We start from the raw sequence: 20854 nt of genomic DNA on the forward strand, positions 1-20854 counted from the left end.
GTCGGGGATGACACCGGTGGGGAGGAGAGGCGGTGCCATGAGCGGGGGCCGTGGGCGTCGGCCGTGGCGCAGGCATGGGGGTTCGGGAGGACGAGTGTGTCGCGAGGTGTGTCGCGGGCGGCGGACACCGGTTTTCGGGCGCCGCCGCTCTGGAAACGATTGGGTCCCCGATCAAGTTGGGGATGACTCCGGTGGGGAGGCGAGGCAGTGGCATGAGCGGAGGCCATGGTGCGGGCGCGAGGGTTCGGGAGGACGGCGCGGCCCGTGTCGCGGGCGGTGGTGGGAAGGTTTGCCGGCAAACGGGGCCGGCGGGCGCAAATCGTTAACCGGCCGGTGGTTATAAAAATCCGGGTTATCCGGCCCGAAACCGGCCGAAAGCAGGGTTTTCCGGCTCAACCTGACGCAGTTGCAAGTCGCGCCCACACGCGAAAATCGCTCGTCAGAACCCGCAATTGCAATCATGGCTAGTATTTCCAAGGGCTCGCACTCGGTATTTCCGCCAAGACTCCCGCTAGGTAAGGTTGTATATATGGGTGCTTATGCAAGTCTAAAACAGAACTAATTTTAATCAAAAATCTAAATATCCGGTTTTATCTGTCGTAACACTTTGTTGCTAGGGTCCGTAACCAATCAGTCACCTTGAGGCAAGAAACACGATGATACGGCTACTCTCGCGCGCTTTCGCTGCGGACCGGAAAGGAACGATCGCCACGATGACGGCGATCGTCATGCCGGTCGTGATCGGCGGTTTCGGACTGGGGGCCGAGGCGACCTACTGGTATTTCACGCAGCGCAAGCTGCAGAACTCGGCCGACGTGGCCGCCTATGCCGGTGCCTCGCAACTGCGGCTCAACAAGACCCAGCAGGCGATTGCCGACGCGGCGACGGCCGCGGCGGTGAAAACCGGCTACCGGGCGTCGATCGGCACGATCACCGCCAGCTGGCCTGCGGTGAACGGCACCTATGCGGGCGATGCCAAGGCGGTGGAGATCACCGTCCAGGAAGACCTGCCGCGGATGCTGACATCGATCTTTCTGAACGGCACGGTGCCGATTTCCGGCCGCGCGGTGGCCCGGCTGAAACAGGGCTTCCCGACCTGCATCCTGTCGCTCGACCCGAATGCCGCCGGGGCGGTCACCTTCACCGGCTCGGCCGACGCGACGCTGGAGGGCTGCAACGTTCACGCAAACTCGCTGGCGGGCGACGCGGTGACCGTTTCGGGCAGCGGCAAGGCGCGCACGCCCTGCGTTTCCTCCGTGGGCCAGGTTTCGGCGACCGCCGGGCTCGCCATGTCGGAATGCTCGGCGCCGATCGAATATGCCGACCCGATCGAGGATCCCTTTGCCGGCGTACCGGCGCCCTCGACGACCGGCGCGTGCGAGCCGACGAACGTGTTCGCCGGGCCGCAGTCCGCCACCTACACGATTTCGCCCGGCCGCTATTGCGGCGGCTTGTCGATCAAGCGCACCGTGACCATGAACGAGGGCGTCTATGTGGTCGACGGCGGCACGCTCACGATCGAATCGAGCGCCACCGTCGCCGGAAGCGGCGTGACGCTCTACCTGACCAACGGCGCCTCGGTGAGCGTCGCCGGCACGGCGAACGTCACCCTGAGCGCGCCGACAGCCGGCGACTACAAGGGCGTGCTGATCTTCGTCGACCGGAATGCGGCGAACGCCACGCATATCCTGAACGGCAGTTCGTCCTCCTACCTGCACGGGGCGATCTACTCGCCCACCGGCCATGTGGAATTTGCCGGAACGAGCTCGATCGGCGGCGGCTGCACGCAGATCGTCGCCAACACGATCGAGATCACCGGCACGGCCGGGATCGGCAGCGACTGCACGACAATGGGTTTCAACGACATCAAGAACGAGCAACTGGTGCAGCTCGTCGAATGAGTGCTGGACGTTTCAAGAAGCAATCCGGCGCAAAGCCGGCTGGCTGGGGTAAACACATGAGATTTTTCCGTGACGACCGCGGCGTGGCCGCAGTCGAAATGGCGCTGGTGGCACCGTTCCTCATCCTGGGGCTGCTGCTGATGCTGGATGTCGGCATTGCCGTTAAGGAGCGGATGGACCTGGACCACAGCACCCGCAGCGGGGCCCAGGCGGCCATGGCCAACGTCAACGAGGCACAGCAGATCGCCGACCTCGTCACCGCTTCCACCAACGGCGCGCCGGGGGTCACCGTCTCGGTGGTGAAGACCTGTTCCTGCGGCAGCGTGGCGGTGCAGTGCACCTCATGGTGCTCGGCAAAGGTTCCCCCCTCGGTTTTCCTCGATATCAGCGCGAGCAAGCCGCATGCAGGCTTCCTGCTGCCGGTCTTCACCCTGGAGTCTGAGACCCATGTTCAAATCCGCTGATCCCGGCAGCGCCGGAACGGCACATCCCCCGCGGCCCGGGCGCGCAGGCCCGCCCGGCCCGGCTTTTTCCGCGACAGGAGCGGCCTTGCGGCCGTGGAAATGGCGCTGGTGCTTCCTGTCTTCCTGATGATCATTTTCGGCATCGTCGAATTCGGGCGCGCGCTGAAGACCTGGAACGAGGTGGACCACGCGCTCGGCCGGGCCGTCAGGCTGATCAACCTGGACGCCAAGACGACGCCCCAGCAGATCGTGACGGCGATGGAGGCCTATCTCGACGACATCAACACCGAAAGTCTATCCGTCGTCGCGACGCCGACCAACATCTCCGGGACCGACTATATCAAGATCTCCGTCGGTTTCCCCTTCGAACTCATCCTGCCGTTTTCCAGTATTTCGACAGTGAACATCAATGTCGACAGGATCGCACCGATACTCAGTGCAACGAAATAGCAGGAATTTACTGATATGGAACCGATCTCACGGAGGCGGGAAGCATGCTGAAACGAGTAGAAACAGAAGAAGCCGTCGCCTTTTGGAAGGACATCGACCCGGCTGCGACCGAGGGTCTGAGCGACTTCCAAAGGGAGGCGATCTTCGAGGTGGTCAAGCAGCGGGGCAGCGACCAGCACAAGGCCGATGTCAGGCTGAGTGCGTTCGGATACTTCCTCGTCATCCTGTTCGGCAAGGAACGCAGGAACCGCGACCGGCTGAAGGATGAGCGGCGCAAAAAACCGGTGCTGACCTTCAATAACCTGGTGCTGATCCTGGTCCTTTGGGGCTCGCTCATCTACACGCTCTACTCCCTTCTGCCACGCGCTCTCGAGCTGCTGCTGAAGGCCGTGCTCTGAGCACACTGTTTCGGAAGGCCCCCATGAGGCAGGGGGCGCGGCCGGGCCGGGCAGGGAAACCTGTCCGGCCTGCTCGCTTTGCCGGACGGCCCCAGCGACACCCCTCCCCTGGGGTCATCCCCGGCTTGACCGGGGATCCAATCATTTCCAGAGAATTTTCTTTTGAAACAGTCACTTGCCGCACGTGCGGCGACCTGTCCAGACGTCCTGCAGACTGGACAAGCCAATAGATCCCGGATCAGGTCCGGGATGACTCACGGAGCGGGAGGCGTGCCGTGCCCTTTCCGTCGTTGTTCGGGACGCCGCGGCTGAGATTCAGGAACGAGAAGCAGCCTGCAACCGCGCTAAACTCCTTTTTCTCCAATCCTGCACGATTTTCTTCCAAAACCGCATAGATCCACCCTGCGCTTTCCGCCATTCTTTCCCGAAAGAAGCCAGTGACCGGAAGGACAGCCGCCATGCCGCTTGCCATGAACCGCGACGTTTTCATCACCTGCGCCGTCACCGGCGCGGGCGGCACGCAGGAGCGTTCGCCCCATGTGCCGCGCAGCCCGGAAGAGATCGCCCGCAGCGCCATCGACGCGGCCAAGGCGGGGGCGGCCGTCGTGCATTGCCATGTCCGCGACCCGGAGACGGGCGCCCCGTCCCGCCGGCTCGACCTCTACCGAGAGGTGACCGAGCGCATCCGCGCGGCGGATGTGGATGTGGTGCTGAACCTGACGGCGGGAATGGGCGGCGACATCGTCTTCGGCTCCACCGAGGCGCCGCTGCCGGTCAATCAAACCGGCACCGACATGATCGGCGCCCGCGAGCGTATCGCCCATATCGCCCAGTGCCTGCCGGAAATCTGCACGCTCGACTGTGGCACGATGAACTTTGCCGAGGCCGACTACGTGATGACCAACACGCCCGGCATGCTGCGCGCCATGGGCGCGATGATGACGGAGCTCGGCGTGCGGCCGGAGATCGAGGCCTTCGACACCGGCCACCTGTGGTTCGCGAAGCAACTGGTCGCCGAGGGCGTTCTGGCGTCTCCCGCGCTGGTGCAGCTGTGCATGGGCGTGCCCTGGGGCGCGCCGAACGACCTCAACACCTTCATGGCCATGGTCAACGCCGTCCCGCGCGACTGGACATGGTCCGCCTTCAGCCTCGGCCGGGACCAGATGCCCTATGCGGCCGCCGCCGTGCTGGCGGGCGGCAATGTGCGTGTCGGGCTGGAGGACAACCTGTTCCTGGAAAAGGGCGTTCTGGCGACCAATGCCCAGCTGGTGGAAAAGGCCGTGCGGGTGATCGAGGGCATGGGCGCCCGGATCATCGGGCCGCAGGATGTACGCGCCCGGCTCGGGCTATCGAAGAGGGCACCGAAATGAAGGCGGCGATTGTCGGCGGCGGCGTGATCGGCGGCGGGTGGGCCGCACGGTTTCTGCTCAACGGCTGGGATGTCTCGGTTTTCGATCCGGACCCGGAAGCGCAGCGCAGGATCGGCGAAGTGATCGCCAATGCCAGGCGCAGCCTGCCCGCGCTCTACGACCGGGCGCTGCCGGACGAAGGCCGCCTGACCTTTCACGCCGACCTTGCGGAGGCCGTCCGCGGTGCCGGCTGGGTCCAGGAAAGCACGCCGGAGCGGCTGGAGCTGAAACACGATGTGCTGGCAAGCCTTTCCTCTCTCGCGCCGGAAAAGGCGGTCATCGGTTCCTCCACCTCCGGCTTCAAGCCCTCCGACCTCAATGCGGGCGGGGCACGCGCGATCGTCGCCCATCCGTTCAACCCGGTCTATCTGCTGCCGCTGGTGGAACTCGTGGGCGCGCGCGAAGAGACGGAGCGGGCCGCCGGGATCCTGCGCTCGCTCGGCATGTTCCCGCTCATCGTGCGCAAGGAAATCGACGCCCATATCGCCGACCGCCTGCTGGAGGCAGTCTGGCGGGAAAGCCTGTGGCTGGTCAGGGACGGCATCGCGACGACGGAGGAGATCGACGAGGCCATCCGCATGGGCTTCGGCCTCAGATGGGCGCAGATGGGCCTGTTCGAGACCTACCGCATCGCCGGCGGCGAAGCCGGCATGAAGCACTTCCTGTCCCAGTTCGGACCGGCGCTGAAATGGCCCTGGACGAAGCTCACCAACGTGCCGGAATTCGACGACGCGCTGGTGGAGCTCGTTGCCGGGCAGTCGGACGCGCAATCCGGCCAGCTGTCCGTGCGTGTGCTGGAGCGGCTGCGGGACGACAATCTCGTCGGCATGCTGCGGGCGCTGAAAAAAAGCGGCAGCGGCGCGGGCGGCGTCCTCAACCGGCACGAAGCGCTGCTGCGCCGGCCGGAAACGGACGGCCTGCCCGTCACCGCCGACCGGCAGATCCCCCAGGGCTGGACGGACTACAACGGCCACATGAACGAGGCCTGCTACCTGGAGGCCTCCGCGGCGGCGAGCGACCGGTTCATGGAAATGATCGGCGCCGACGCGGATTACATCGCCGGCGGCAAGAGCTATTTCACGGTGGAAAACCACCTGCGCTACCTGAAGGAGCTCCACGCCGGTGAGCGCCTGACCATCACCACGCAGGTGCTGAAGGCGGAAGGCCGCAAGATGCACCTCTTCCATTTCCTCAAGGGCGGCGACGGCAGCCTGGCGGCAACCGCCGAGACCCTGCTCTTCCACGTCGACCTCACCACCCGCAGAAGCTGCCCGCCGGCCCCGGCCATCGCCGCAAGACTGACCGCCCTCGCCGAAGCACATGCCGCACTGCCGGTGCCGGAAGGCGCGGGACGGCATGTGGGCCAGCGCGGTTGAGTGGTATGGCACCGGGCCGCAACTGCATTGCGCCCGAAGCTTGCCTTCGCCGCTGACGAACAGTCAGCCGCGGAACGGCATGCCTGCGGGTTGCAGGCGGACGCAGATTTTTCGAGGAACTTGGAGGATGGTGGAGCCAAGGGGAATCGAACCCCTGACCTCTACAATGCCATTGTAGCGCTCTCCCAACTGAGCTATGGCCCCTAATTCCATATGTGGCCGGTCTGGGTCTCCGGCGCTGATGGAGGCGGAACATAGTCACACCGCCTCGCAAGATCAAGCAGAAAGTGGAAGGAATTTTTCCGCCAGGTGTGGATAAGCCCGGGCAGGGAAAAGCCCTGCCCGGTCATGGGTTTACCGGTCCGGATCTTCGTCGATTTCGACGCGGATGCCCGGAACGGAATCCTCGTCCTCGTCTTCATCGTCGATGAAAACGTCGTCGTCGCCGCTGTCGTCATCGGCGAGATCGACTTCCGCCTCGGCCAGGTCCGGCACGTCGTCGTCGCCGCCCTCGGCTTCCGCGTCCGCCTCTTCCAGGGTCACCAGCTCCGGAGCCGCCGTGTCCTCTTCTTCTTCGTCGTCTTCCGGTGCCTGCTGGACCTTGGCCGCCTTGGCCGCGCGCGAGGTCATCACAGCTTCGAAAACGGTGCCGCATTTGGGGCACGTGATCGGAGTGCGGTTCAGATCGTAATATTTGGCGCCGCAGCTCGGGCACAGCCGCTTTGTGCCTAGTTCAGGTTTTGCCACTGTGCTCACCCTTCTTCGTTAAGTCACTGACTGACTGAATCTGCAGCCGCCCATAGCGTCAAGCGGGACGGCTGTCAAAGCTAAATCAGTCGAATTTTCCGTTCACCCCATTGTTCTGCATGTTGCAGGTTAAATTTCAAGCACGCGGATGGATGACGCCGCCGCATCCACATGATAGGACGTGGCACCTTTTGACAACCGATCCGGAGCATCCCGCGTTCCCCGGAACGCAGAAAGATCGCCTGGAACTCTTGATTCGATCGGCTTTCCGCTTTCAAGTGGAAAAGCAGGTTGATCCAAATTGCGGACATTGAGATGTCACACGATTCTGCGCCTACTCCCTTGACCTCGAACAAGGCAGGCCCGCTGACCGGCACGATCCGCGTGCCCGGCGACAAATCCATTTCCCACAGGTCGCTGATGTTCGGCACGCTGGCCGTCGGGCGAACCACGGTCAAGGGCCTGCTGGAATCGGAAGACGTTCTGGCAACCGCGGACGCCATGCGCGCCGTCGGCGCCACCATCGAGAAGCAGGCCGACGGTTCCTACACCGTTGACGGCATCGGGCTGGGCAGCCTGCTGGAGCCGGAACACGTCATCGATTTCGGCAATGCGGGCACCGGCGTGCGCCTGACCATGGGCATCTTCGGCAGCCACAATATCTCCGCCACTTTCGTGGGCGATGCGTCGCTGTCCAAGCGGCCCATGGGCCGGGTGCTGAACCCGCTGCGCGAGATGGGCACCAATGTGATCGCGCGCGAGGGCGACCGGCTGCCCGCATCCACCCGCGGCCCGGAACAGGCCCTGCCGCTCACCTACCGCGTGCCGATGCCCTCCGCACAGGTCAAATCCGCCGTGCTTCTGGCCGGCCTCAATGCGCCGGGCGTGACCACGGTGATCGAACCGATCCCGACCCGTGACCATACGGAAAAGATGCTGGCCGGTTTCGGCGCGGAGATTTCCGTGAGCGCGAACGAGGCGGGCGAACGGGTTATCAGGCTGACCGGCCAGCCGGAGCTGAAGCCCCAGGACATCGACGTGCCGGGCGATCCGTCATCGGCCGGCTTCCCGATCGTCGCGGCGCTGATCGTGCCCGGCTCCGATGTCGTCATCGAGAACGTTCTGCTCAACGAGCACCGCACCGGCCTGATCACGACGCTGATCGAAATGGGCGGCGACATCGAGATCCTCAACCGCCGCCAGGCCGGCGGTGAAGAAGTCGGCGACCTGCGCGTCAGGGCCAGCCGGCTGAAGGGCATTACCGTGCCGGCGGAGCGCGCGCCTTCGATGATCGACGAATACCCGGTGCTGTCGGTTGCCGCGGCCTTTGCCGAAGGCGACACGTTCATGCCCGGTCTTGAAGAACTGCGCGTCAAGGAATCCGACCGCCTGGCCGCGGTTGCCCGCGGCCTGGAGGCCAACGGCATTCCCTGCGTGGAGACCGAGGACACGCTGACGGTTACGGGCGGCGCCAACAATATCGGCGGCGGCACCGTGACCACGCATCTGGACCACCGCATCGCCATGTCCTTCCTGGTCCTGGGCATGGCCGCCCACAAGCCGGTGACTGTCGACGACGGGGCCGTGATCGCCACGAGCTTCCCCTCCTTCACCGCGCTGTTCGAGGGGCTCGGGGCGAAGCTGTCGGCAAATGCCAGCGAGGCGGCATGATCATCGCCATCGACGGTCCGGCGGCGTCCGGCAAGGGCACTCTCGCGCGGCGGCTGGCGGATCATTTCGGCCTGCGCCACCTGGATACGGGCCTGACCTATCGCGCGGTGGCCGCGTCGCTGCTGGCCAACGGCCTGCCTCTGGGGGACGAGGCCGTCGCCATCGAGGTTGCCCGCCACCTCGACCTGGCGCAGATGGACAAGACCGTGCTGGCCGCTCATGAGATCGGCGAAGCGGCGTCGAGGGTTGCCGTTCTCGGCGGCCTCAGGGAAGAGCTGGTCAATCTGCAGCGCCGGTTCGCCCAAACGCCTCCCGGCGCCGTGCTGGACGGACGCGACATCGGCACCGTCGTATGCCCGGACGCGAGCGTGAAACTGTTCGTGACCGCCTCTCCCGAGGCCCGCGCCCGGCGCCGGACGGAGGAGTTGCTGTCCAAGGGCCAGGAGGCGAATTACGCCTCCGTACTGGCGGATCTGATGCGCCGGGACGAGCGCGACAGCCAGAGAACCGTGGCTCCGATGAAACAAGCCGACGATGCGGTCTTGCTTGATACGACAGAAATGGATATAGAGACCGCGTTCCAGGCGGCCGTGGAAATCGTTTCCCGCGCCAGGGATGCTTGAGATGGACGTGGGGCTCACCCTGGGTGTGCCCCTGTTTGCGCATCCGGAACTCTGGCGGCCGACAGGCTGCATGTTCCTTTGGAACGACAATGATATTCGGCAGGGCGCCTGAATTTTCAGCGGCCTGTGACGAGACCGGATTTTCCGTCTCCCGCCCCCGCCGGCCCGCTCATTGAGTGGCAGGATCTTGCGGAAACCGCGATCCCGGGAAACGGACAGTCCGGAGTGCAACACAAACCCGCCGGCGGCGCGCCAAATGGCGCCAGGAGAATAAATGACTGATTTCAATCCCTCCACCGAGGATTTTGCGACTCTTCTCGAAGAGTCTTTCGTCGATCACGACCTGTATGAAGGTGCCGTTGTCAAAGGCACCGTTATCGCCATCGAAAAGGACCTCGCCGTCATCGACGTCGGCCTGAAGGTCGAAGGCCGCGTGCCGCTGAAGGAATTCGGCGCCAAAGGCCGTGACGGCGAAATGAAGGTCGGCGACGAAGTTGAAGTTTACCTGGAGCGTGTCGAGAACGCTCTCGGGGAAGCTGTTCTGTCGCGCGAAAAAGCCCGCCGCGAAGAAAGCTGGGTCCGCCTGGAAGTCGCGTTCGAAGCCGGCGAAAAGGTCACCGGCCAGATCTTCAACCAGGTCAAGGGCGGCTTCACCGTCGATCTGGACGGCGCCGTTGCCTTCCTGCCGCGTTCCCAGGTCGACATCCGTCCGGTTCGCGACGTGACCCCGCTGATGCACACCCCGCAGCCGTTCCAGATCCTGAAGATGGACAAGCGCCGCGGCAACATCGTCGTGTCCCGCCGTGTCGTTCTGGAAGAAACCCGCGCGGAGCAGCGTTCCGAACTGGTCCAGAGCCTGGAAGAAGGTCATACCGTGGAAGGTGTGGTCAAGAACATCACCGACTACGGTGCGTTCGTCGACCTCGGCGGCATCGATGGCCTGCTGCACGTCACCGACATCGCGTGGCGCCGCATCAACCATCCGTCGGAAGTTCTCACCATCGGCCAGACCGTCAAGGTGCAGATCATCCGCGTCAACCAGGAGACGCACCGCATCTCCCTGGGCATGAAGCAGCTTGAAACCGATCCGTGGGACGGCATCGAAGCCAAATACCCGATCGACGCCAAGTTCACCGGCCGCGTGACCAACATCACCGACTACGGCGCATTCGTGGAACTGGAGCCGGGCATCGAAGGCCTGATCCACGTTTCCGAAATGTCCTGGACGAAGAAGAACGTCCATCCGGGCAAGATCGTTTCCACCTCTCAGGAAGTGGAAGTGATGATCCTGGAAGTCGACCCGGTCAAGCGCCGCATCTCCCTGGGCCTCAAGCAGACCCTGCAGAACCCGTGGGATGCGTTTGCCGAGCAGTTCCCGGTCGGCACCGTCGTCGAGGGCGAGGTCAAGAACAAGACCGAGTTCGGTCTGTTCATCGGTCTGGAAGGCGACGTGGACGGCATGGTCCACCTCTCCGACCTCGACTGGAACCGTCCGGGCGAGCAGGTCATCGAGGAGTTCAAGAAGGGCGACACGGTCAAGGCCGTCGTTCTGGACGTCGACGTGGAGAAAGAGCGTATCTCCCTCGGCATCAAGCAGCTCAGCGGCGACCCGATGGAATCCGGCGCTGCCGGCGAGATCCGCAAGAACTCCATCGTGACTTGTGAAGTCATCGAGGTGAAGGACAGCGGCCTGGAAGTGAAGATCGCCGACAGCGACCTGACCGCCTTCGTCCGCCGTGCGGATCTGTCCCGCGACCGCGACGAACAGAAGCCGGAGAGATTCTCCGTCGGCGACAAGTTCGATGCCCGCATCACCCAGTTCGACAAGAAGACCCGCAAGGTCTCCGCGTCGATCAAGGCCCTCGAAATCGCCGAAGAGAAGGAAGCCGTCGCTCAGTACGGTTCTTCCGACAGCGGCGCATCGCTCGGGGACATCCTGGGTGCGGCCCTGAAGCAGGCGACCGACGACGACTAGGATTTTCCGGCTCTTTGCGAAGACCCGAAAACGAGAAAGCCCGGCAGCGATGCCGGGCTTTTTTCGTCAGGTCCCGCGCGTGGGAATGACCCGGGCGGCGGGCCTCAAGGACGAGCCGCCTGATGCACATATCGGTCCCTCCCCGGCCCCAGAAAAGGCGCCCGCAGCCGCTGCAGCCGGTGCTTGCCGCAACAGGCGACAAATCAGGTATTTCGGTGTATCATCTGAAGTTGCAGGTCGTGGCCTCGCGTTGAGACATTTGCGTCCGGGCAGCTTGTGTTCGTGCAAGCGCAGACAAGCTGCTCTAACGTCTTATGATCATTCAAATTTCCGTTTTGCATGCGAGACCGCATGAAAACGGGCCGATCCAAGCGGCAGCGCCCGAGCCGCGACCCGTCCGACTGGTGTTGGAGGGACAGTTATGGCTCATTTTCATGTGTTTACCGACGTTCACGATACTGCCGAGGGTCTCAGGATCCGGCATGTGAACGTCCAGGATGTACTCGATGCCTTGCGGCTCGGCTTTGCCGATTTCTGGGAAAAGCCGTCTCACATCGTGTTTCTCTGTCTGATTTATCCGATTGCCGGCTTCATTCTGTTCAAATGGGCTTTCGGCCAGAACTACCTGCAACTGATCTATCCGCTGATAACCGGCTTTGCGCTGGTTGGCCCGTTCGCCGCGTTGGGCCTTTACGAAATCAGCCGCAGACGCGAGTCCGGGCTCGACACGTCCTGGATCCATGCGCTGAAGGTCTGGCGTTCACCCGCCGTTCCGGCGATCGCCGTGGTCGGCGGCATACTGGTCGCCCTGTTCCTGGCCTGGGTCTTCACGGCGCAGATGCTTTACGCCACGATCTACAGCCCGACACCACCGGACGCCCTGCTGCCCTTCCTCGTGGACGTCCTGACCACGACGAAAGGCTGGACACTCATCATCGTCGGCAACCTGGTCGGCTTCTTCTTCGCCCTGGCGGCCCTGGTGGTCTCGGCGATTTCCCTGCCGCTGCTGCTTGACCGCGACGTCGGCGCCGTTCCGGCCATCAAGACTTCGATCGCGGCCTTCGTGCGCAACCCGGGGCCGATCCTCCTGTGGGGGTTCATCGTCGCCGCGGGGCTGGTCCTCGGCAGTCTGCCGTTCCTGGTCGGGCTCGCCCTTGTGCTGCCCATACTGGCGCACGCGACCTGGCATCTCTATCGCAAGGTAGTGGATGCCCCCGCGGTGTGAAGGCGACAGCGATCGGGTGATTACCGACCCGGTCGCTGCGTCATCCGGCGATTTCTCCAGCAGATGCGCGGCGGCATTGCCGCAACTGTCATCCCTGTCTATCGGAGCGCAGGGTCATCCCGGGCGAACGGAGTGAGACCCGGGACCCACTCGTTTCCAGAGTGCCGGTAGTATGAAAAGACTGCCCGGCAGCATGTCCGTCATGCGCTTTTCCGAGCAGACCAGCGAGTAGGCCCCGGATCTGCGCTGGCGCTTGTCCGGGTGACGCCCGGGGCGATGGCACGGCTGCTGGGCGAACGCAGTGAGGCCCGGGCCTACTCGTTTCCAGAACGCTTGTGAGCGGAGCGGAGAACTACCTGTCATATGCTTTGGCAAGCACGGCGCTCTCATAGATAGGGATGACACGGTTATATTCCGACAGGTACGGGCTCGCTCTTCTGGCGAGCATCGATGCCTCCCCTCCCCATTCAGCCGCCCGAATTCAGAAACATGACGCGGGTCAGGAACGTGTAGTCGGATTCGAGCGCCATGAGCACCATGAAGACCACGACCGCGAGCGGCGGGAGCAGAATGGCGTAGGCGAGCGCAAGACGTTCCCAGACCATATGCATGAAGACGGCCACGATCAGGCCGGCTTTCAGAAACATGAACAGCAGGATCAGCGTCCAGCGGAGATAGCCCTCCAGGCCCGCGTAGTCGACCATGTAGGACGCCGCGCTCAGGACGAACAGCCAGCCCCATACGACGAAGTAGACCTTGAGCGGATGCTGCTGATGGGCCTCGGCCTTTCCGGCAGCCTTCTGCGTCCCGTGGCTCGGGCCTTGGTGTGCCTCGATTTCAGCCTGTGTCATGTATCCTCCCTACCAGAGATAGAAGAATGCAAAGATGAAGACCCATACCAGGTCGACGAAGTGCCAGTAGAGACCCATGATCTCGACGCATTCCCAGCGCCCCTGCCGGCTGGTGAAAAAGCCCCGGCGGCCGTTGTCATAGTCGCCGCGTATGACCTTGCGCGCCACGATCAAGAGGAAGATCACGCCGATCGTGACGTGGGTGCCGTGAAATCCCGTGATCATGAAGAAAGTCGAGCCGAATTGCGCCGCGCCCCAGGGATTGCCCCATGGCCGCACGCCTTCGGAGATCAGTTTCGACCATTCGAAGACCTGCATGCCGACGAAAGCCGCGCCCAGCACGGCGGTGGCCAGCAGGAGGATCGCGGTCATCTTGCGGTTGCGTCGATAGCCGTAATTCACGGCCATGGCCATGGTGCCGCTGCTGGAGATCAGCACGAAGGTCATGATCGCGATCAGCAGAAGCGGAAAGTTCGTCTCGCCGATATGAAGCGCGAAGACTTCACTGGCATTGGGCCAGGGAACCGCCGTCGACATTCTCGCCGTCATATAGGCGACCAGGAAGCAGCCGAAGACGAACGTGTCGCTGACGAGAAAGATCCACATCATGGCCTTTCCCCACGAGACGTTCTTGAACGCGCGCTGGTCGGACGACCAGTCGGCCGCAACGCCGCGCAGACCCGGCGCTGCGGGCTGAACCGTTCCCATGGCCGTATGCGATGCTTCACTCATGTCTCGCTCCTTCAGCTCAGGAGTTGGCTGCATGTGGCGATGATCTCGTCCGCCCAGCCCGTCAGCACAAGGACGATGACGAGCCAGAGACCCAGAAGAAAATGCCAGTACGTGGTGCACAGTTCCAGCCGCAGCAGGAACCGGCTGCGGCCGCTTTCACCCTGTCTCCAGGCGCCGGGCATGCTGCTCGCAAGCGCGACCAGGCCGCCTAGAATGTGCAGGCCGTGCAGGCCCGTCAGCAGATAGAAGAAGGTGATGGCGGGACCGGAGGCAACGACCAGTCCGCCGCTTACCAGTTGCAGCCAGACCCACAGCTGACCGGCCAGGAAGGCAAGGCCGGAAAGCGCCGCGACCACGAGACCCCGGCGGGCCTGTGCCATCGCTCCGCCGCGGGCGTCCACCAGGGCGCATTGCAGGGCCACGCTGCCGGCGATCAGCATTCCGGTGTTGACCCATAGCAGCCGGGGCAGCGGGAAGGAGCGCCAGTCCGGCAGCCCCATGCGTTCGAAATAGGCGCTGGCGAACATGGCAAACAGCGCGCCGATAACCGCAAGGAAAACGCCGAGACCGATCCTGGCGGTCCGCCTGCCCTGGCCCTGCGGATCGGCCATTGCGGCCGGGGCGCCCTGTTCCAGCCAGGGCTTGGACATGATGCCCTGGCGCGACAGCCACCAACCGGAGATGCAAAGCACGATCAGCAGGAAACCGAGAATGACACTCATCACCCGGCTCCCACGGGCCGCTCGGGCCACGGATCGTTCTGGGCGATGAAATCCTCCTTGGCGCCCGGTACGCTGTAGTCATAGGCCCAGCGATAGACCACCGGCAGTTCGTCGCCCCAGTTGCCGTGCGGCGGCGGCGTGGTGGGCGTATGCCACTCCAGGGACGTGGCACGCCACGGATTGCCGCCGGCATCGCGCCCGAAGCGCCAGCTCCACAGCAGGTTGAACAGGAAGAGGATCTGTGCCGCGCCGACGATCAGCGCCGCCACGGTGATGAAGGCGTTGAGCGTGTCGACAGGCGCGGTGATGAAGGCGGGGTCGCCGATTTCCGGATAGCGCCGCGGCACGCCCACGAGGCCGACATAATGCATCGGGAAGAAGATCGCGTAGGCGCCGATGAAGGTGACCCAGAAATGGATCTGCCCCAGCGTTTCGTTGAGCATCCTGCCCGACGCCTTCGGATACCAGTGATAGATCGCCCCGAAGATCACCATGATCGGCGCCACCCCCATGACCATGTGGAAATGGGCGACGACGAACATCGTGTCCGACAGCGGCACGTCGACAACCACGTTGCCGAGGAACAGCCCGCTCAGCCCGCCATTGAGGAAGGTGACGATGAAGGCCAGCGCGAACAGCATCGGCACGGTGAAGTGGATGTCTCCGCGCCAGAGAGTAAGCACCCAGTTATAGACCTTGATCGCGGTCGGAACGGCGATGATAAGCGTGGTGGTGGCAAAGAAGAAGCCGAACCACGGGTTCATGCCGCTCACATACATGTGGTGTGCCCACACGACAAAGCTGAGCGCACCGATGCCGACGATCGCCCAGACCATCATGCGGTAGCCGAAGATGTTCTTGCGCGCATGGGTGCTGATGAGATCGGAGACGATGCCGAACGCCGGCAGGGCGACGATATAGACTTCCGGATGGCCGAAGAACCAGAACAGGTGCTGGAACAGGATCGGGCTGCCGCCGCCGTATTCGAGCTGCTCTCCCAGTTCAACGAGCGTCGGCATGAAGAAGCTGGTGCCCAGAACCCGGTCGAACAGCATCATGACGCCGGCGACGAACAGGGCGGGAAAGGCAAAGAGCGCCATCACCGTGGCGGTGAAGATGCCCCAGATCGTCAGCGGCATGCGCATCAGCGTCATGCCGCGCGCGCGGCATTGCAGCACGGTCACCGCATAGTTGAGCCCGCCCATGGTGAAGCCGACGATGAACAGGAGCAGCGACACCAGCATGATGATGATGCCCCAGTCCTGCCCGCCCGGCGTGCCGGAGAGGATCGCCTGCGGCGGATAGAGCGTCCAGCCGGCACCGGTCGGGCCGCCCGGAACGAAAAAGCTTGCCGCCAGCACGATGACGGCCAGCAGGTAGATCCAGTAGCTGAGCATGTTGACATAGGGAAAGGCCATGTCCCGCGCGCCGATCATCAGCGGGATCAGGTAGTTGCCGAATCCGCCCAGAAACAGCGCGGTCAGCAGATAGATCACCATGATCATGCCGTGCATGGTGATGAACTGGTAATAGGCTTCGGGCGTGATGAAGGAGAATGTGTCCGGGAAACCGAGTTGGAGCCGCATCAGCCAGGAGAGCACCAGGGCAACCATGCCGATCGCCAGCGCGGTGCCGGAATACTGAATGGCGATGATCTTCGCATCCTGCGAGAAGACGTAGTGCGTCCACCAGCTCTTGGGATGGTACAGTTCAACGTCCTCAACTTCCGCGGGCGGAACGCTGCCTGCCGTCTGAGTGGTGAAGTCGACCATCTGCTTGAACTCCTCCCTTCGCCCGTTTCAGATCATGAGGCCGGCCGGCAGGTGGCGACCTTGCCGCCTCACTCCCTCAACGCCGTTTCCCCGTATTCCATTACCCGCATCATCATGGCCGCGTACTGGCAACCTTCCGGGCCGGCTTGCCGCCCGCCAGTTCGGCAAATGTCGACTGTTCCTGGAGCCAGGCGTCGTAATCCTCCTGGGTATCGACCATCACGATGCCGCGCATGAACCCGTGGCCCGTGCCGCAGAGCTCGGCGCACAGAACCTCGAACGTGCCCGTACGCGTCGGTGTCATCCAGAAATAGGTCACGCTCCCGGGAATGAGGTCCATTTTCGCCCGGAATTCCGGAACGTAGAAATCGTGCAGAACGTCGACCGACCGCATCAGAACCTTGACCGGCCTGTCGATCGGGAGGTGCAGATCGGCGGCCTCGACGACCACATCGTCGGCGCCGGCGGGATCATCCGGATTGACGCCCAAGGGGTTTTCGAAGGTTACCAAGCTGTTGTCCGCGCTGCCCAGCTGGCCATCCTCGCCCGGAAGGCGATAGCTCCATTGCCACTGCTGGCCGACGACCTCGACCTCGGTCGCGTCGTCGGGAACGGTGACGAACTGGGCCCAGACATAAAGCCCCGGAGTAAGCAAGGCCACCACGCCGATCGTCGTGACGATTGTCAGCCAGATTTCGAGCCGCTTGCTTTCCGGCTCATACACCGCCTTCGAGCCTTCCTTGTGCCGGTACCGGATGAGGCAATAGGCCATGAACAGGCAGATCGCGACAAAGACCGCCCCGGTAATCCAGAACGTGATCCCGAGGGTCGCGTCGATAAAGCCCCAGTTGGAGGCAATGGGCGTCATCCACCACGGGCTGAGCAGGTGGAACAGCACCGAGCCCACGACAACCACGATAAGTATAACAGCGAAAACCACTTTCTCCTCCCCCAAGGGAATAATCGATAGTAGCGCAGAATCTTTTCCGAATTTCAAGGAAGTCGCTCAAAGACCTGTCAGAATTTACACCTGACCAGCTGATAACTTTCTCCGGCCGCGCTGTAAGTGACGCTGATGATTACATAATCCGATTATCAACCGGCCGGGAAAAACGGTCTCCGGTTGCATTGCACACAAGGGCCCGATAAGCGTGTGTCGGCGCGGGATTCGAAGGGACCCGCCCGACAAGGCATGGGCTGCATGGTCTCCGGCGGCCGCCGCTCTTTCACGCGCTCAGCCCGCCCGGAACACACGCAAATCCGGGCGGTGCAGGACGCCTGCTTGTTCGCTTTGCCGCCATGGCAGATACAGCCGGGCCGTTACTCCAGCGGCAGATTGTGCATCTTAAGGAACGAGAGCTTGTCCCAGTAGCCGCGCTGGAACTTGATGTGCCCGTCGCGAACCGTGAAGAAACCGCATCCGCGCAGGCCAAGCGGGTCGCGCCATTCAAGAGCCGCAACATCACCGGCTTCATGGACGGCCTCTATGAGGCAGACCATCTCGGCATTCGCGAACTCCCGCTCAAACATCGTCTGGATCGCGTTGCGGCCCTCAACGGGCTCCTGCGTCACCTGATGGTTGATCGCATCCTCATGGTAAAGCTCGGCAAGTGCCGCCGCATCGCCCGCATTAAAGCGTTCTACCCAGGTTTCCACGACTTGCTTCGGCGTCATTTCTGATCCTTGTTGCACGGTGACGATCCGCCCGAGAGATTAGGATACCCGGCAGGCGCTGTTAAGGATCGCGTTCGAATGCATTACGGAAGCGTTCCTTAAGCCGTCAGGCAATGCCCTCGCCCGAACGGAAGCGCGCCGCCCAGTCCCGATTTGTCTCGTCGGCGAGTTTGGCGACGCCCGGTGAAACGCCGTCCGCGGCTGCGGGATTGACGCCCAGGCGGGCGAGAATTTCGCGCAGCGCGCCCGAAGAATCAGAGGCAAGCGCTTCGTAGGTGATCCGGAGCGGTTCAATTGCCTGGGTTTCGAACCAGCTTCTCCACTCCTGATCAAAGGCCGTGAACCTGTCGTAGCAGACCCTGAGTTCTTCGCGATCGTAGACGGGCTCCTGCGGGGGCGCCAGGCGTTCCAGTTCGGTTCCGTCGGGCGCCAGGTGCCACAAACCGGTCTGCTCGGCCTTCACGCAGGAAACCGCCTGGCCGACCTTGTCCTGCCGGGTCAGATGGATGAACAGGGTGCGTCCGAAGGCGGTTTCGAACCGTTGCCGGTCGCTTGTCTGGTGCGGGTGCAGAACCGCAAGCTTGCGAATGAAGAATTCGAAGCTGTGCCTTTGCAGTCTCAGCCCGAAGATCCCGGTACTGCCGCTGCCTTTGGCGATTGCCGCCCGAAAGACATCCGCCAGGATTTCAGGTTCTCGGCGAGACGGCTCGAAACTCAGATCAAAGTGATCCAGCCAGCTTTGCAGGGATGGCTCGTGGAAGTGGGATCCCGGTTTTCCGGCAATGCCGGTCGCCGCCAGAAGCTTGCACAGCAGCGTGCTGCCGCTGCGCGGCGAAGTGCAGATCACGTAGGAATCGAATGCGGGCATTGTCTTGTATTTCGAGACGAGAGGCGGGCGTCGCATCACTTAGCGTATGGCCCCATAAAATGGAACGCACTGGCTGTAGAAATCATGTCAACGGGACACGGGTCTTCTATGGCAGAAAAGTCGTGGACCGCTCTCCAACGGTCTCACACAGTTTCCCGCCCAACCCTTTACTTTTTACCCCTGATCCTTAGGCTTGGTCTCACGACGAGCACCCGCGGAAACACGCGGCCTCAAAACTCACCACAAGACAGAATTGCGATATTCACCATGAGCGAAGCCAAGACTGGCGACACGGTTCGCCTTCACTACAAGGGTACCCTGAACGACGGGTCTGTCTTTGACAGTTCGGAAGGGCGCGAACCGCTGGAATTCACGGTCGGCGCCGGCCAGATCATCGAGGGTCTCGACAAGGCCATTCCGGGAATGAAAGTCGGCGAGGAAAAAACCGTCACTGTCGAGGCGGAAGAAGCCTACGGGCCCCATAATCCGGCAGCCAAGCAGGCCGTTCCCCGCACGCATATTCCCGAGACCATTCCGCTGGAGGTCGGCCTGCAGCTTCAGGCCCAGACCGAAAACGGCCAGGTGATGAACGTCAGGGTCATCGACTTCTCCGAAGAAGAAGTCGTTTTGGATGCCAACCACCCGCTGGCCGGCAAGGACCTGACTTTCGATATCCAGCTCGCCGATATCAAATGAGGGCGAGGCTCCCGGTTTTCCGCGGAGCCTCCCGTAGTTGTGAGCCGTCAGAAGGTTATTTGACCGGATCGCCGCATCCTGGCGAAAACCGGATACTTGCCCTCATCCTGAAGAGCGCTGCGCGCTTGTTCAGGATGAGGTGTTTCTTCTAGGGCCAGACGTTCGTTTGCGGCCCCGCAGCGCCTGCGGGGCTCTCCCTCACCGTCCTTGTCCGGCGTCACTTCATATAGACGCTGTCATTCGCCTTGCTGACTTCCGCCTTGAAGGCGGCCAGCAACTCGTTCGCCTTGGCGTCGAGATTTTCGGCGACATGGGTCTCGAAGGCCGGCTGGGCCGCGGCCGCCATGGCGGCGCGCTGCTCCCCGGTCAGCGCGGTGACCTCCATCTTGTCGACCAGGCCGGGAAGGCCACGGTCGGACGCTTCGATGATGCGGGACAGGCCCCGGCTTGCGGCCACGCAGGATTCAGCCGCATAGCGCAACGTGTTCTGCTGTGCCTCCGTGAGGCCTTCGAAGAAGTCGCGGTTGACCATGAAGGTGTAAGGCGAGAACAGGTGATTGGTGAGCGTCATGTATTTCTGCACTTCAGCGAAGTTCGCGAAGGAGATGATCGGCACCGGGTTCATCTGGCCGTCGATCACGCCGGTCTGCAGACCGGAATAGACCTCGCCCCAGGAAAGCGGATAGGCCTGCGCGCCGAGCGACTGGACGATGGTCTGGTGGGAGGGCAGTGTCATCGTGCGGATGCGGATGCCGTCGAAGTCCTCCAGCGAGGCGATCGGGTGCTTGGAGTTGGTCACTGCGAAGAACCCGCCCGTGTCCGGGAACCCCAGCACCACAACATCGCCAAGGCTCGCTTCGATATCCGCTGCAAGCGCCTTGCCGAAATCTCCGTCGAACACTGAGTAGGTCGCCGCATTGTCGGCAAAGGCGAAGGGCAGGTTCAGGACGTCGACGCGCGGATAGTAGCTGGCCAGGGCGCCAGTGGAAGTGAGCGTCGCCTGCAGGACGCCGTCGCGGACGTGCTGAACGTGTTCGGCCGCAGACCCGAGCTGGTTGGAGCCGAAGACCTCCACCTCCACGGCGCCGTTGGTGTCGGCTTCCACGATGCTCGAGAACACCGCCGTGCAGGCGTGGGCGGGGTTTTCGAACGGGTCGGTCTTGTTGTCATGCCCGAATTTCAGGACCTTGCCCTCGCCCAGCGCGCTGCCCGTCATAAGCGCGACGGCAAGACCCGCTGCCAGTCCCTTTACGATAGCTTTCATGATTATCTCCTCTTCCTCTGTCAGGTTGCTTGGTTG

General features: G+C 62.9%; 20 protein-coding genes and 1 tRNA gene. 11 read left to right on the forward strand and 10 right to left on the reverse strand.

Going from position 1 to position 20854, the window contains the following annotated elements; genetic code table 11:
- Window positions 1–656: 656 nt before the first annotated feature.
- The 6 genes from ON753_RS18525 (at window position 657) to ON753_RS18550 (ending at window position 5998) form a co-directional block, all read left to right on the forward strand.
- Window positions 657–1901 carry a TadE/TadG family type IV pilus assembly protein gene (locus ON753_RS18525; protein ID WP_265964262.1) on the forward strand — a complete coding sequence of 415 codons (1245 nt, stop codon included), beginning with the start codon at window positions 657–659 and terminating at the stop codon, window positions 1899–1901.
- Between the two features lie 56 nt (window positions 1902–1957).
- The gene (locus ON753_RS18530) at window positions 1958–2365 is read left to right on the forward strand and encodes a TadE/TadG family type IV pilus assembly protein (protein ID WP_265964263.1); all 408 of its coding nucleotides are present in this window, start codon (window positions 1958–1960) and stop codon (window positions 2363–2365) included.
- Between the two features lie 93 nt (window positions 2366–2458).
- Window positions 2459–2815 (forward strand): TadE/TadG family type IV pilus assembly protein, encoded by a 357-nt coding sequence (locus tag ON753_RS18535; protein ID WP_265964264.1) that lies wholly within the window; start codon window positions 2459–2461, stop codon window positions 2813–2815.
- A gap of 44 nt (window positions 2816–2859) precedes the next feature.
- A complete protein-coding gene (locus ON753_RS18540) occupies window positions 2860–3213 on the forward strand; it encodes a hypothetical protein (RefSeq protein ID WP_265964266.1) in 354 nt (117 codons plus the stop codon).
- Between the two features lie 458 nt (window positions 3214–3671).
- Window positions 3672–4583, forward strand: a complete 912-nt coding sequence (bcoG, locus tag ON753_RS18545; protein WP_265967200.1) for a 3-dehydrocarnitine:acetyl-CoA trimethylamine transferase BcoG — start codon at window positions 3672–3674, stop codon at window positions 4581–4583.
- Window positions 4580–5998 (forward strand): carnitine 3-dehydrogenase, encoded by a 1419-nt coding sequence (locus ON753_RS18550; protein WP_265964267.1) that lies wholly within the window; start codon window positions 4580–4582, stop codon window positions 5996–5998. Before bcoG ends, ON753_RS18550 begins: the two co-directional genes overlap by 4 nt.
- Before the next feature lie 128 nt (window positions 5999–6126).
- Here ON753_RS18550 and ON753_RS18555 read toward each other — a convergent pair.
- Together ON753_RS18555 and ON753_RS18560 are read right to left on the reverse strand one after the other, a co-directional pair.
- A tRNA-Ala gene (locus ON753_RS18555) sits at window positions 6127–6202 on the reverse strand.
- Between the two features lie 150 nt (window positions 6203–6352).
- The gene (locus ON753_RS18560; protein WP_265964269.1) at window positions 6353–6745 is read right to left on the reverse strand and encodes a TIGR02300 family protein; all 393 of its coding nucleotides are present in this window, start codon (window positions 6743–6745) and stop codon (window positions 6353–6355) included.
- 315 nt (window positions 6746–7060) lie between these two features.
- Here ON753_RS18560 and aroA point away from each other — a divergent pair, with 315 nt between their 5' ends.
- The 4 genes from aroA (at window position 7061) to ON753_RS18580 (ending at window position 12239) form a co-directional block, all read left to right on the forward strand.
- On the forward strand, window positions 7061–8416 hold the full coding sequence (gene aroA, locus ON753_RS18565) for a 3-phosphoshikimate 1-carboxyvinyltransferase (protein WP_265964271.1): 1356 nt from the start codon (window positions 7061–7063) through the stop codon (window positions 8414–8416).
- Window positions 8413–9039, forward strand: a complete 627-nt coding sequence (gene cmk, locus ON753_RS18570) for a (d)CMP kinase (protein WP_265964273.1) — start codon at window positions 8413–8415, stop codon at window positions 9037–9039. The genes aroA and cmk overlap by 4 nt, the downstream gene beginning before the upstream one ends.
- 274 nt (window positions 9040–9313) lie before the next feature.
- The gene (rpsA, locus tag ON753_RS18575; protein ID WP_265964275.1) at window positions 9314–11014 is read left to right on the forward strand and encodes a 30S ribosomal protein S1; all 1701 of its coding nucleotides are present in this window, start codon (window positions 9314–9316) and stop codon (window positions 11012–11014) included.
- A gap of 421 nt (window positions 11015–11435) precedes the next feature.
- On the forward strand, window positions 11436–12239 hold the full coding sequence (locus tag ON753_RS18580) for a DUF2189 domain-containing protein (protein WP_265964277.1): 804 nt from the start codon (window positions 11436–11438) through the stop codon (window positions 12237–12239).
- Window positions 12240–12706: 467 nt separating this feature from the next.
- Here the strand turns inward: ON753_RS18580 and ON753_RS18585 are convergent, their stop codons facing one another.
- The 7 genes from ON753_RS18585 to ON753_RS18615 form a co-directional block, all read right to left on the reverse strand.
- Window positions 12707–13090: a cytochrome C oxidase subunit IV family protein gene (locus ON753_RS18585; protein WP_265964279.1), complete on the reverse strand. Its 384-nt coding sequence runs from the start codon at window positions 13088–13090 to the stop codon at window positions 12707–12709.
- Window positions 13091–13099: 9 nt separating this feature from the next.
- Complete coding sequence (locus ON753_RS18590; protein ID WP_265964281.1) at window positions 13100–13822, reverse strand: heme-copper oxidase subunit III family protein; 723 nt, start codon at window positions 13820–13822, stop codon at window positions 13100–13102.
- Between the two features lie 11 nt (window positions 13823–13833).
- On the reverse strand, window positions 13834–14544 hold the full coding sequence (locus ON753_RS18595; protein ID WP_265964283.1) for a cytochrome c oxidase subunit 3: 711 nt from the start codon (window positions 14542–14544) through the stop codon (window positions 13834–13836).
- Complete coding sequence (locus tag ON753_RS18600) at window positions 14544–16316, reverse strand: cytochrome c oxidase subunit I (RefSeq protein ID WP_265964284.1); 1773 nt, start codon at window positions 16314–16316, stop codon at window positions 14544–14546. The genes ON753_RS18595 and ON753_RS18600 overlap by 1 nt, the downstream gene beginning before the upstream one ends.
- Window positions 16317–16428: 112 nt before the next feature.
- Window positions 16429–17256, reverse strand: coding sequence for a cytochrome c oxidase subunit II (gene coxB / locus ON753_RS18605; protein ID WP_265964286.1), 828 nt, complete (start codon window positions 17254–17256; stop codon window positions 16429–16431).
- A 380-nt stretch (window positions 17257–17636) separates the two neighbouring features.
- Entirely contained in the window at window positions 17637–17990 is a 354-nt protein-coding gene (locus tag ON753_RS18610) for a nuclear transport factor 2 family protein (protein WP_265964289.1), read from the reverse strand.
- A gap of 106 nt (window positions 17991–18096) precedes the next feature.
- A complete protein-coding gene (locus tag ON753_RS18615; RefSeq protein ID WP_265964290.1) occupies window positions 18097–18858 on the reverse strand; it encodes a Stf0 family sulfotransferase in 762 nt (253 codons plus the stop codon).
- 267 nt (window positions 18859–19125) lie between these two features.
- On the opposite strand from ON753_RS18615, the gene ON753_RS18620 reads away from it, so the two are divergent.
- Window positions 19126–19554, forward strand: coding sequence for an FKBP-type peptidyl-prolyl cis-trans isomerase (locus ON753_RS18620; RefSeq protein WP_265964292.1), 429 nt, complete (start codon window positions 19126–19128; stop codon window positions 19552–19554).
- 217 nt (window positions 19555–19771) lie between these two features.
- Here ON753_RS18620 and ON753_RS18625 read toward each other — a convergent pair whose 3' ends face one another.
- A complete protein-coding gene (locus ON753_RS18625) occupies window positions 19772–20818 on the reverse strand; it encodes a TRAP transporter substrate-binding protein (RefSeq protein ID WP_265964294.1) in 1047 nt (348 codons plus the stop codon).
- Between the last annotated feature and the right edge of the window lie 36 nt (window positions 20819–20854).

The sequence above is a fragment of the Roseibium salinum genome (genome assembly GCF_026240905.1).
Taxonomy (GTDB): Bacteria; Pseudomonadota; Alphaproteobacteria; order Rhizobiales; family Stappiaceae; genus Roseibium; species Roseibium salinum.